The sequence below is a fragment of the Stenotrophomonas sp. 05N423 genome (assembly GCF_056397145.1).
In genome coordinates, this window is sequence record NZ_JBFTMV010000006.1 from 184,019 (window position 1) to 197,861 (window position 13,843).

Genomic DNA, 13,843 nt, shown 5'->3' on the forward strand with positions numbered 1-13,843 from the left:
GAGATTTTCTGATACTGCCGGCTTGCCGGCAGCTGCCGAGAATCCAACCCGGACGTCGAGGCCGCGCATCCTGTGGCCGGCGTGCATGGGGATCGGCATTGGAAACGAAACAGGAACTGCCGCCGGCGGAAGCGGCGCGCCCGTTGCAGGGGATACGCATCTGGGTGGTCGAAGACGATCCCGAGTGGCGCACTCTGATGGTCGACGAGCTTGAGCTGCACGGCGCGATGGTCCGCGGCATCGGCAGCGTCGAGGCCCTGTATCGCGAACTGGCGGTGGATTCCTGCGACATCGTCGTGCTCGACGTCGTGCTACCCGGTGAGGATGGACTCAGCGCGACCAGTCATCTGCGCCGCATCGGCGACATGGGCATCGTGCTGGTCACCGGGCGCGGCAGCGCCGCCGACATGGCGCATGGCCTGTCAGCGGGAGCCGACTGCTATCTGACCAAGCCGCTGGAGCTGCCGGTACTGGTGGCGGCCCTGTACAGCCTGCACCGGCGCATGGTCGCCCGCGTTGGTGCCGCACGCCGCGAGGCGCCGGAGCCGGCAGAGGCACCCGCGCCGGACGCCGGCAACGGCTGGAGCCTGCGTGCCGGCGGCTGGGAACTGTGGTCGCCGAACGGTCATTCGATGGCCTTGTCCGCGGCCGAGCGCGCTTTGCTGCACGAACTGTTTTCAACGCCCGGTACGCCCGTAGGCCGCGAGCGGCTGATCGCCGCGCTGACGCCCACACCGTGGGATTTCGATCCGCATCGGCTGGAGGTGCTGGTGCACCGCCTGCGCTCCCGCGTCCGCAGCGCCACCCATCTCGCCCTGCCGGTCCGTGCGTTGCGCGGGGCGGGCTACCTGCTGGTCCCTGCGCAGTCCTGACCTGTGTTCCCCCTGCGGGACAAGCCATCGCCAGGATGGTTTGTGATTTTTTGTGAGCGAGTGTCAGGGACTGCTACTGCCTTGGTTTCGCCACCTGTCGAGAATGCCGCCCGAATGCCCTGAAAGGGCGTTCCGCGCCTACCGGAATGGCAGGCGCCGACAACACGCAGGGCCCGGTCTTCCAAGGAGGCCGGGTGGGGCGCAACAGCAGCAAGGCAGGGGAAAACCCGTGTACCAATCACACGATCAGGCCGATCGCGCGATGTTCTCGCGCACGCATGCAAACGGATTTGCCACCCGCGCGATGAGGATCGCCGGCCTGTTGGCCGTGATCGGGTTCATGGCGCCGGCCGCGCAGGCCGCAGTGACCGCGACGCAGGTGACCACCGCGCCGGACATCGGCATCGGCCAGGACGTGAACGTCACTGTCAACTGGACGCGCACCAGCGCGGGCGGCGACACCGTGACCGTGGTCATCCCGGCCCAGTTGCAGGCAGATCCGCCCGCACCCCCGGCCGGCTGCGCCTACACCGCACCGAACATGGTGTGTTCGACGACCGCCGGCAGCAGCGGCACGGTGACCTTCCCGGTCCGCGGCGTGACCGCCGGCGGCTTCAACCTGACCGCCACCGGCACCTCGGGTCCGCCGGCGGCCTTCTCCGGCAACGTGCGCAACGCCGGCGACCTCACGGTGGGCAAGGCCCTGACCAATCCGGCTTCCGGCAATCCGTTGACCGGCGCTGACAGTACTTTCCGCCTTTCGCCGAACATCGCCGGTGGCGGCAACGACGTGCCGGTTGGCGGCAGCATCGTCATCACCGACAACCTGCCGGGCAACGCCACGACGGGCTTTGTGGTGAATGCTGGTGGAATCACCTTCGGCGGGCCGCTGGTGCCGGCCTGCACCACCGTCGCCAACGCCAACAGCAGCCGCACGCTGACCTGTACCTATACCGCGGCGGCCACGCCCATCACCGCCGCCGACCTCAACAACAGCTGGATCAATGTCACCGGCCGCACGCTGAGCTATGGCAGCTTCACCAACACCGCCGCCATCAGCTCGGGCAACACGCTCTACATCGATCTGGTCAGCGGCAACAACCTCGCCTCGCTCGCCTACGGCACCGAACCGGCCACCGATCTGGCCGCGGTCATCACCACCACGATCAGCGGCAGTTCGGCCTCGCCGTCGGGGGGGCTGAGCCCCCAGACCATCACCCTGCGGGTGAACAACAACGGCCCGATGACCGCAGGCAGCGGCATTACCGTGGAAACCGTGGTACCCAGCGGCTTCACGCTGGGAGCCCTGCCGGCCGGCTGCAGTTCCGCGGCCGGCAGCCTGACCATTTCCCCGCCGGTCAGCGGCGGTACCGTAACCGGCACCTGGTCCGGTACCAAGATCAGCTGCTTGACCACCGCTCCCCTGGCCAGTGGCGGCAATGCCCAGTTCCCCATCCCCGTGACCCTGGACAACGTGCGCCGGACCGGTGAGTACTTGCCGATCGTGGTGACCCCGGCGCCGGGTGAGGACGATGGTGTGCCGGCCAACAACAGCGCCACCCGCCAGTACTGGATGACGCCGTCTGCGGCGGACCTGGGCCTGAGCAAGAGCAAGCCCACCAAGGTCGAGCCCGGACATGTCAGCACCACGATCCTGACCGTCACCAACCGCGGTCCGGACCCGGTCACCTGGAGCGCCGCCCAGCCGCTGCGCGTGGTGGACTGGCTCGACCCGCGCGAGATCACCAATGCCTCGGTCACGGCCAACAACGGCTGGACGTGTGCGCTCACCCCGGGATCGCCGCGGTCCGATGGCCAGTACCCCACCTTGACCACGCAGGTGTCCTGCGAGCTCGGCGCGCCTGGCGGCAGCATGGCCGTCGGCGATTCGCGTACCTTCAGCTTCAACCATACCGTGGCCGATGCCGCCACCCTGGGGCCGAATCCGGTGACGTTGACCAACGTCGCCTGTACCGGCAGCGAAGTGCTGCGCCTGCTGGGGCTGGACGAGAGCAATGGCCCGCAGCCGGCCGACCCTGACGACGCCGCCGGCCCGGGCGGGATCGGCGAAAACAACCAGACTGGCCAGGACTGCCGGGCCGTCAATGGCATCGGCACCACGGTGGTGGCGGGCGAGGCCCGTGTCGGCATCCGCAAAGAGTCCTCGGTCGATGGCAGCACGTGGTCCGACGATGTCGCCAATGCCCCGACCCTGCTCGCCGGCGACAACGACATGCAGTGGCGGATGACCATCACCACGCCGACCACGGCCGCCAATCCGGCGCAGAAGGTCATCCCGAACCTGCAGGTGAAGGACACGTATTACGGGCTGATGCGGGCCACCGCGGCGGTGCCCAATTACGTCACGCCCACCATCAACGTCAGTTACGACCTCTCGGGTGCGCCGGGCGCGACGCTGGGTTCCGGCTGTTCCACCACCATTTCCGGCAACCCCTCTTCCTGGGGCTATGGCGGCGGTCCGGCCACCAACAACACCGCCAACACCTACGAACAGATCTGCAACCTCACCGACGTGCCGGCGGGCGCGACCATCGTCGTCACGACGACGCTGCGGCGACCGCTGGGCGTGGTCGCCGCCAACCGCTGGCTGGACAACACCGCCACGCTGGACTCGACCAGCGCCTTCCTGGAGGACCTGTCCGGCGGCAACGTGCTCAGCGACAGCGCGCGCGTGGTGGTGGAGCACCGTGCCGACGTGGCCATGACCAGCAAGACGGTGACGACCTCGATCCCGGCCAGCGGTGGCAACAACCCGATGGCGTCGGTGGGTGAGACGGTGCTGTTCACCCTTACCGCGCGCAACCAGGGCCAGGACGATATCGCCGCCGGCAACTTCCGCATCACCGACACCCTGTTCACCGGCGCGGCGACGTTGGCCGTGCCGGCGTTCGAGGTGCTGGCCGTGACCGCCGCCAACCCGGCGAAGATGAACTGCGCGGCCAGCAACCTGGCCAATGGCACCATCTCCTGCGTCAACGCCCAGCCGATCATCCGGCATGAGGTGCAGACCATCACCGTGAGCGCGCGCGTCAAGAAGCCGCCGAGCTATACCGGTACGCTGGGCGACAAGCTCTACGCGGACGTGACCAACACGGCGCGCGTCTACCTGGACAACATGTGCGAATACCGCGCCGAGACCGGCAGCGGCCTTGGCGGCGGTGCCAACGACTCCACCGCCTGCAACGACGGCAGCTACGGCGACGGCCTGCCGGGCGCGCGCGGCAACAACGAGAAGAGCGCGGTGTTCGACGTGACCGTGCCCTCGTTCGACCTGCAGCAGGGCAAGGTGCCGGTGTTCCCGGCCGGGCAGAGCGAGTTCCGCGCCGGCGACGACCTGCGCTACCGCTTCAGCGTCCGCAACGCCGGTCCGTCGATCGCCGAAAACATCGAGATGACCGATGCGCTGACCGTGCCGGCCGGCTTTACCTTGGCGCTGCAGGGCACGCCGCAGAACATGAACGCTGGCGCGGCAAGCGCCGGCTATACCCTGGCCAGCAAGGCCATTGCCTGCACCCAGGCATCGCCGAACACCGATACCGTGTGCACCTTCGGCACGCTGGACGTGAACGAAGAGGTCAATTTCGAGCTGGTGTTCCACCCCACCGGCACGGCCGCCATTCCGGTGATCTTCGGCAATGCCGTCCACGTCTGCGCCGATGAGACCAACAGCTACGAATCCTCCGGCAAGTGCACGGCCGACCCGCTCCAGGCCGGCAACAACCTGGCCGCGATCAACAACGTGCTGTTCCCCAGCACCGACCTGGAAGTGGTGAGCAAGACCGCCATGGTCTCGCCGGTCGATGTCGGGCAGGCCGTGCCATGGCAGATCGTGCTGCGCAACAACGGCATTTCCACCTCCACCCAGATGCGCGTGGTGGATACGCTGCCATCTGGCTTCGAATGGATCGCCACCACCGCGCCGAGCGTCGGGACCGCCACCGGCGGCGCCACGCTGGCCGCGGCGGGCGGCAACCTGGCGGCGCAGCCCGGCGTGCCTGCGCCGGACGCGGCTGATGTCTGCTACGTCTCCAACGGCGTCGCCAGCGTCACCACCGCCACCCCGATCCAGCAGGTCACCTGCCACGTCAACGGCAATTTCCCGGCGGGTAGCGGTTACACCCTGACCCTGCATGCCCGGCCGAAGGTCGGCGTGTTCGCCGGGCCGTGGCTCACCGACGTGGACAACCACGCCGCCGTTCAGCCGGGCAAGGACGCGGCCAACGAGGACCTGGCCAAGGACAGCAACCCGAACAACAACGAACAGGACGGCCCGGTGCAGGTGCGCAACGCCAGCATCGCCGGCCGCGTGTTCCTGGACCAGAACAACAACGGCGACACCGATGCCGGCGATACCGGTCTGACGGGCGTGAGCGTGCGCCTGACCGGCACCGATGTGTACGGCAATGTCATCAACGTGACCGTCACCACCGACGCCAACGGCGACTACGCGTTCAATGGCCTGGCTCCGTCCGATGCCGCCGGCTACACCATCAGCCAGGACCAGAGCACGGTGTCCGGTGGCTACAACAACGGCATGCCGCAGCCCAACAGCGCACGCACCGTGCGCAACGGCGCCAGCACCGGCGTGACCGCGAAGGGCACGGCCAGCATCGCAGCCGGCGGCGGCGTCATCAGCGGCGTCGTGCTCGGCAGCGGCGGCCAGGGCGTGCAGTTCGACTTCCCGGAAGTCACGCTGTACACGCTGTCCGGCTATGTGTTCCTGGACAAGAACGTCAACGATGTGCGCGACCCTGTCACGGATGACCCCATCACAGGCGCCGCGCTGGAACTGCTGGAGCTGGTCGGCGGCAACTACGTGGCCGTCGTCGGCCCGACCGGTACAGCGTTCACCGACGCCGATGGCTTCTACAAGTTCGTGGGCCTGGATCCGGCCAAGACCTACGCCGTGCGCGAGGTGCTTCCGACCGGCCACCTGAACCGTCCCAGCGCGGTGAAGCCTGGCACCTGCGGTGGCGGTGGCTGTGTCGCCGGTACCGCACAGACCGGCGTGTCCGGCGATGCGGCGACCACCGACCGCATCAGCGGCATCCGCCTGACCGGCAACGGCGAGAACTACAACTTCGGCGAGCAGGAAGGTGCCGAGATCCATGGCAAGGTGTTCATGGATTACGACAACGACGGCGTGCAGAACGGCAGCGATGCCGGCATAGGCGGGCAGACCATCGAACTGCGCGACGCCGGCGGCGCGGTGGTCGCAACGACGACCACGGCCAACGACGGCAGGTTCTCGTTCACCCAGCTGATGCCGGGCACCTACACCCTGCACCAGCCGAACCAGCCGGCGGGTACCGCCAACGGCATCACCACCGAAGGCAAGGTCGGCGGCATCGCCATGGGCACCGCGACGGGCGTGAACACCACCCCGTCGCAGATCACCGGCATCACCGTGGCCCCGGGCCAGAAGTCGCTGGACAACCTGTTCGCCGAGATCCCGACCCGCAGCACCATCGCCGGCCGGGTGTGGATGGACAACAACGACAACGGCGTGATCAACGCCGGCGAACAGGGCATTGCCGGCATCACGGTCGTACTGACCGGCACCGACGTCAATGGCAACGCGGTCACCCGCACCACCACCACCGGCAACGACGGCAGCTACCTGTTCGCCGATCTGCCGGCGGGCACCTATGCGGTGACCGAGCCGAACCAGCCGCCGATGACGCTGAATGGCCGGACGGTAGCGGGCAACATCGGTGGCGTGCCGATGGCGGGCGCCACGGCGACCAACAAGGCCACCACGCCGTCGGCGATCGGCAACATCGTGCTGGGCGAGAACCAGCATTCGGTGCAGAACAACTTCGGCGAGATCCCGATGAACGGCTCCATCGCCGGCACGGTGTGGCTGGACCGCGACAACGATGGGGTCATCGGCGCGGATGAAACCGGCATCGCCGGCGTGACCGTGCGCCTGACCGGCACCGACAGCATGGGCAATCCGGTGGACGTGGAGGTGCAGACCGACGCGCAGGGCAATTACCTGTTCGATGGCCTCGCCCCGGGCACCTATACGGTGACCGAACCGACCCAGCCCGCCGGCACCCTGAGCGGCAAGACCATTCCTGGCAGTGCCGGTGGCACCGCAACCCCGCCGACGACCGTGCCGTCGGTGATCGGCGGCATCGTGCTTGGGCCGAACGGAAGTTCGGTGAACAACAACTTCGGCGAGATTCCGCCGGCCTCCATCGCCGGCCGTGTCTACAACGACGACAACGACAACGGCCAGGTGGATACGGGCGAGACCGGCATCCCGGACCAGGAGATCGTGCTGGAAGGCACCGATGACCTGGGCAACCCGGTGCGGGTGACGACGACCACCGACGGCGACGGCCGTTACACGTTCCCGAACCTGCGTCCGGGCCGCTACAAGGTGACCCAGCCGAACCAGCCGCCGCAGACGGAAAGCGGCAAGACCACGGCCGGCAGTACCGGCGGCACCGCCACGCCGAAGGAGACTGCGCCGTCGTCGATCAGCGGCATCCAACTGCCCTCGGGCACGCAGTCGGCGGAGAACAACTTCGGCGAGATCAACACCAACCTGCCGGACCTGCGGGTAAGCAAGTCGCTGACGCCGGCGACGCTGGTCACGGGCACGACGGCCACTTACAGCATCGTGGTGCGCAATGCGGGCAAGGCCGACACCCGCGGCGAGTACGAGGTGCGCGACCGTCTGCCGCAGGGCGTGACCCTGGTAGAGGCGCCGACGGGCGAGGGCTGGACCTGTACGGGTGCGGCCGGCGAGACCGGCTTCGTCTGCCGCAGCGCGGCGGTGCTGGCTGCCGGGCAGACCTCGCAGGCGGTCATCCGCGCGGCGGTACGCGTGAGCGCCGACGCCCAGGCGGGCACCGTCAACAACGCGGTGCTGGTGAGCGGTGGCGGTGAGCCGGGTGCGCGCCAGCCCAACGAAGAAGAAAGGAAGGCGCTGGAAGAAGGCGGCGACGTGGGGATCCTGCCGGTGTGCGAGGCGGACGTGATCCACAACGCCTGCCGCCTGCCGAGCGAACTGGTGAAGGCGTGGCCGGACGTGGTGGTCAGCAAGTCGGCCGATACCGAGGTGTTCACCGTCGGCCAGAAGGCCAACTATGTGATCCGCGTGCGCAATATCGGCGAGCGCGCCACCGATGCCGAGTATGTGGTGAGCGACAACCTGCCGGCCGGCATCGTGCTGTCGGGCCTGCCCGCCGGCGACGGCTGGACCTGTACGGGTACCGTGGGCGAGCGTCGCTTCCAGTGCGCCAGCCCGCGCGAACTGGCTGCCGGTGCGACCCATCCGGGCGCGATCAAGGTGCCGGTGGACGTGCTGCCGGCGGCGCTGGAGCAGGGCACCGTGAACAACGCGGTGGCCGTGTCCGGCGGCGGCGAGAATCCGGAGCGCAAGCCGACCGACGAGCAGTGGAAGCAGTTCGAGGAGAACCCGGGCGAGCTGGAGGTCTGCGATCCGCAGATCAGCCAGAACCTGTGCCGGGTGCCGAACGAAGTGCAGGAGGCGATCGAAGAGGCACGGCTGGTCATCAGCAAGCGCGGCGACAAGTCGATGGCCGAAATCGGCGACATGGTGCTGTACACGATCGAGGTACGCCATGTGTCCGGTACCGCGCCGCGGATGGTGAACCTGGTGGACGTGCTGCCGCGCGGCTTCACCTATATCGATGGTACCGCCCGTGTCGATGGCCGCATGATCGCCGAACCGCTGGGCCGTCCGGGTCCGCGCCTGGGCTTCGGGCTCGGCCCGATCAACGCCGGCGGCCAGCTGGTGCTGACCTACCGCGTACGCATCGGCGTGGGCGCCCTGCAGGGTGACGGCATCAACCGCGCCCAGGCGCATGGCTGCCTGAGCAATGCCGGCTGCATCGATCCGAACGGCTTGTCGCCACTGCCCGGCTCGGTGCCCTCCAACCACGCCGAGTACCGCGTGCGCGTCACCGGCGGCGTGTTCACCGATGAGGCCTGCGTACTGGGCAAGGTGTTCGTGGACTGCAACAACAACCACGTGCAGGACCGCGAAGAGCTGGGCATCCCGGGGGTGCGCCTGTACTTCAACGACGGCACCTGGCTGATCTCCGACTCGGAGGGCAAGTACAGCTACTGCGGCCTGTCGCCGAACAGCCACACGCTGAAGGTCGATCCGTCGACCCTGCCGGTCGGCTCGCGCCTGACCACCAGCAGCAACCGCAACCTGGGCGATGCCGACAGCCTGTTCCTGGACCTGAAGAACGGTGAGCTGCACCGCGCCGACTTCATCGAGGGCAGCTGCTCCAACCCGGTGCTGGAGCAGGTCAAGGCCCGCCGTACCCAGGGCGAGGTGCGCGCACCGGAGAGCGAGCCGGGCCAGTCGCAGCTGCGTTTCGAAAGCAAGCCCGTCCGTGCGCCGCAGCAGGCCACGGACTCGGCCAACCAGAGACCGATCGTGGAACCCAGACCCAACCCGCCCGCCGCATCGGCTTCGCAGGAGGTGCAGCCATGAGCCGCCGTTCCGTGCGCGCGATGCCGCGCCTGAGCCTGCTGGCCTGCGCGCTGGCCACGGCCGCAACGCCGGCCCTGGCCCAGAACGTGGGCAGCAGCACCCGTTTCACCCCGGTGCTGGGCGATGCCTCGACCCTGTATCCGCGCTCGCCGGCGAGCGTGGACGCGCCGCCGGAAGTGGTCGCCGCCCGTTCGGGCACGCTGGACTACAGCCTCAACGGCGGCGTGGATCTGGTCCGCGTCGACGTCGATCGTGATGGCGTGCCCGCCGACGGGCAGACGCCGGTGCATGTGCGCGTGCAGCTGCTCGACGGGCAGGGCAAGCCGCTGTCCGGTACCTCCTACGCCACCATCGAGAACAGCGGTGGCCGCATCCGCCTGCCGGGCTCGCGTACCGACGAGTTCGGCCCCGGCGCCGCCGATGCCGACAAGGTCACCCCCGGCGTGCAGCTGGTGGTGCGCGATGGCGTGGCCGAGTTCGACCTGCTGGCCCCGCACGAGCCGCAGGACGTGGTGCTGCGCATCACCGCCGGCGGCCAGACCGCCGAGGGCGTGATCGGTTTCCTGCCGGAAATGCGCGAGCTGCTGGCCACCGGCCTGATCGAAGGCGTGGTCAACTTCCGCAACAAATCCAACGCCGGGCTGATCTCGCCGGTGCAGCACCACGATGCCTTCGACCGCGACATCCGTCGCTGGGAAAAACAGTTCAACAACGGCAAGGCCAATGCCGCCGCGCGCACCGCGTTCTTCGTCAAGGGCCGGATCAAGGGCGAGTACCTGCTCACCGCCGCCTACGACTCGGACAAGGACGTGCGCGGCCGCCTGCTGCGCGACATCCAGCCGGAAGAGTTCTACCCGGTGTATGGCGATTCGTCGCTGCGCGGCTTCGACGCGCGCTCGGCCGAACGCCTGTACGTGCGCATCGACAACAAGCGCAGCTACCTGCTGTACGGCGACTTCCAGACCGGCGACACGCTGGCCACGAGTACCGGCATCGGCGGCAGCGGGCCGATCCCGCAGCGCAGCCTGAGCACCTACAACCGCACCGCCACTGGTCTGGGCTGGCACTTCGAGAGCGAGCGCGCACGCGGCAATGTCTTCGCCATCGAGGATTCGCTGCGCCAGGTCATCGAGGAGTTCCGCAGCCAGGGCAGCGGCCCGTACGCGCTGCGCAACAACACGGTGCTGGAAGGCAGCGAGCGCGTCGAGGTGATCGTGCGCGACCGCAACCAGCCCACCCGCATCGTCTCGGTCCGCCCCTTGGCCAGGCTCGTCGACTACAGCTTCGAACCGTTCTCCGGGCGCATCCTGCTCAACCAGTTCATGCCGTCCTTCGACAGCGACCTCAACCCGGTGTCGCTGCGCATCACCTATGAACTGGACCAGCAGACCGAGAAGTTCTGGGTGTTCGGCGCCGACGGCCAGTTCAAGCTGACCGAGCGGCTGGAAGTGGGTGCGTCGGCGGTGGAAGACCGCAACCCCTATGCCGAGTTCCGCATGGGCAGCGTCAACGCCGGTTACCGCTTCGGCGAGAACACCATGCTGGTCGCCGAGTTCGCGCGCACCCGCAGCGAGGTCAACACCAGCTCGCTCAACCAGATCACCTCGCAGGGCCTGAAGGACGTGGTGGGCGAGGTCGAGGGCGATGCCTGGCGCGTCGAGTTCGCGCATGACGGCGACAAGTTCGATGCGCGCCTGTTTGCGGCGCGCACCGACCCCGAGTTCAACAACCCGGCCTCGCCGCTGTACGGCGGCCGTGGCGAGTACAACGCGCGGCTGAGCTACGCGGTCGGCCCGCGCCTGGAGCTGTATGTCGAGGGCCTGCGCAGCGAGGACCGCAATCCCGATGGCGGCAAGCGCGATGCCGGCGGCGCCGGCGTGCGCGTGGGCGCCACCGAGCGGCTGACCCTGGACTTCGGCCTGCGCAGCATCCGCGAGACCATTGGCGTGACTTCGCCGTGGTCGATGGGTTCGCCGTTCGGCCAGGCCGGCGGCCTGACCGGCGGTTTCGCTACCGGCATGGGCGGCGGTGCGCTGGGTTACGGCCAGCAGGCGCTGGACCCGGCCACCGGATTGATGGTCATCAACGGTTCGTCCTCGGGCAGCCCGATCACCAGCGACCTGCCGGTCGGCACGAAACTGGAATCGGACAGCGCCCGCATCGGCCTGGGCTACCGCTTCAGCGAGAAGTTCAGCGGTGGTGCAGAGCTCGAACAGAGCGTCAGCGGCGAGGACCGCCATCGCGTCGCCGCCGGCGTGGATTACCAGGTGTTCGAGCGCAGCCGCCTGTACGGCCGCTACGAGAGGCAGACCGGCCTGACCAGCGCCTATGGCATCACCACCACCGACCGGCAGGCCGATGCGCTGGTGTTTGGCGTGGACAGCAGCTACCTGCGCGACACCCAGGCGTTCAGCGAATACCGGCTGCGCGATGCGATCAGCGGCCGCGACGTGCAGGCCGCCTCCGGCATCCGCAACAACTGGGATATCCGCGAAGGCCTGCGCCTGAGCAGCTCGGCCGAACGGGTCAACGTGATCGCCGGCGATACCGGCGACAGCACCGGCCTGGCGCTGGCGCTGGACTACAGCGCCAACCCGCTGTGGCGCGGCGCGGTGCGCGTGGAGCACCGCATCTCCGAGGACGTGGCGCATACCGAGGCCAACGAGGCGTTCGACACCACGCTGCTGCAGTTCATGGTGGCGCGCAAGCTGAGCCGCGACTGGACCCTGCTGGGCCGCAACTACCTGCTGGCAACCAACTACAAGGAACGCGGCGACGTCCTGCAGGACCGCTTCCAGCTGGGCCTGGCCTACCGCGACACCGACCGCAACCGGGTCAACGCGCTGATGCGCTACGAGTACAAGCTCGAACGCGACGAAAGCGGGCTGACCCTGCTCGACGGCCAGGTGGTCAACGGCACCAGCCAGGACGTGCGCACCCGCGCCCACATCGTCTCCTCGCATGCCGACTGGCATCCGTCGCGGCCGTGGTGGCTGACCGGGCGCGTGGCCGGCAAGTGGCAGCGCGACCAGTTCGCCTACGGCGACGGCGCGCGCGTCAACAGCAGCTTCCGCGCGATGCTGTTCTCCGGCCGCATCGTCTACGACATCACCGAGAACTGGGACATCGGCGTGCTCGGCTCCACCTTCCGTGGCCAGTCCGGCGCCAACCAGTACGCCTACGGCGTGGAAGTGGGCCGCCTGCTGCGGCAGAACCTGTGGCTGTCGGCCGGTTACAACTGGACCGGCTTCGAAGGCGACCGCGACCTCAACGGCTACGAGTACACCCAGCAGGGCCTGTTCCTGCGCCTGCGCTTCAAGTTCGATGAAGATCTTTTCCGCCGTGACCCGGTGCGCTACCGCGACCCGGCCCGCTGAGGACGACCCGATGAAATCTCCGCATACCCGTTCCACCCTGTCCCGCGCGCTGCTGTCCGCCGCCCTCCTGTCCGCCGTGGCCGGCACCGCCGGCGCCCAGCAGACCCGGCTCAACCCGCAGGAAAAGCGCATCACCGACGAAGCCATCCATGCCGACCTGCAGGGCTACGAAGCCACGCAGGGCCGCATCCAGGCGCTCAACGACGCCGGCCGCCCGGTGCGCGACTACCACCTGTCCAAGGCGCAGTGCTGGCTGGACGTGTCCTTCCACGAATACACCCGCAACGACCGCAGCGCGTTCCCGCAGGAAGCGCTGACCGAGTCTGAGAAGCTGATCGTGGATATGGAGAACGGCGTTTCGCCGATTCCCACCGACACCGCGCTGGTCAACAACGCCAAGTACCTGCGCGACGACCTGTGGCAGCGCCTGAAGGCGATCCACGGCACGCCGGGCTTCAGCTGCGCGCAGCAGGCCGTGGCCTGCGGCGAGGTCGAGCTGGTCCACGCCGGCAACGAGTTCAACCAGCAGCAGTGGCGCCACTCCAAGCCCTACATCCAGATCGCCGAGGACCTGGTCAACGATGCCGAGGCGCTGGCGCGCCAGTGCGGCGTGGCGTCCGATGCCGCCCCGGCGCCCACCCCTGGCCCGCTGATCGCCAACGTGCTGTTCGAGTTCGACCGCGATGGCCGCAAGGACATCCGCACCTACTCGCTGGAGAGCATCGACCGCGCGCTGGCCACCATCGCCGGCGAGAAGCGCGAACTGGCCGAGGTCACCCTGGTCGGCCACGCCGACCGCATGCAGGGCAGGGGCTTCGACTACAACCAGGGCCTGTCGCAGCGCCGTGCGCAGACCGTGCGCGAGCTGCTGATCGGTCGCGGCATCGACCCGGACAGGATCCGCTACGAATACCGCGGCGATACCCAGCAGGTGCAGCAGTGCGACGGCGTCAAGCCGCGCGCGGCGCTGCTGGAATGCCTGCTGCCGAACCGCCGTGTCGAAGTGCGCTTCGAACTGGCGAAGTAAACATCGCCGCGTGGAGGGAAACCGGGGTCGGAGCCGGGTTTCCTTCCGCAACGTCGGCGGGCTT

At 68.4% G+C, this 13,843-nt stretch carries 4 protein-coding genes; all 4 read left to right on the forward strand.

The annotated features are described in order from the left end of the window. Positions 1–98: 98 nt before the first annotated feature. The gene (locus tag AC1DGW_RS11685; RefSeq protein ID WP_478023037.1) at positions 99–872 is read left to right on the forward strand and encodes a response regulator transcription factor; all 774 of its coding nucleotides are present in this window, start codon (positions 99–101) and stop codon (positions 870–872) included. 328 nt (positions 873–1,200) lie between these two features. Continuing rightward, a complete protein-coding gene (locus tag AC1DGW_RS11690; RefSeq protein ID WP_478023110.1) occupies positions 1,201–9,375 on the forward strand; it encodes an SdrD B-like domain-containing protein in 8,175 nt (2,724 codons plus the stop codon). Then, positions 9,372–12,752, forward strand: coding sequence for a hypothetical protein (locus AC1DGW_RS11695; protein ID WP_478023039.1), 3,381 nt, complete (start codon positions 9,372–9,374; stop codon positions 12,750–12,752). The genes AC1DGW_RS11690 and AC1DGW_RS11695 overlap by 4 nt, the downstream gene beginning before the upstream one ends. A gap of 10 nt (positions 12,753–12,762) precedes the next feature. Beyond that, positions 12,763–13,779, forward strand: a complete 1,017-nt coding sequence (locus AC1DGW_RS11700) for an OmpA family protein (protein ID WP_478023041.1) — start codon at positions 12,763–12,765, stop codon at positions 13,777–13,779. The last annotated feature ends 64 nt before the right edge of the window (positions 13,780–13,843 follow it).

Excerpts from the sequence above, each read along its gene's own strand:
- AC1DGW_RS11695 (WP_478023039.1), top strand. The coding sequence starts at position 9,372 with ATGAGCCGCCGTTCCGTGCGCGCGATGCCGCGCCTGAGCCTGCTGGCC.
- AC1DGW_RS11700 (WP_478023041.1), top strand. The coding sequence starts at position 12,763 with ATGAAATCTCCGCATACCCGTTCCACCCTGTCCCGCGCGCTGCTGTCC.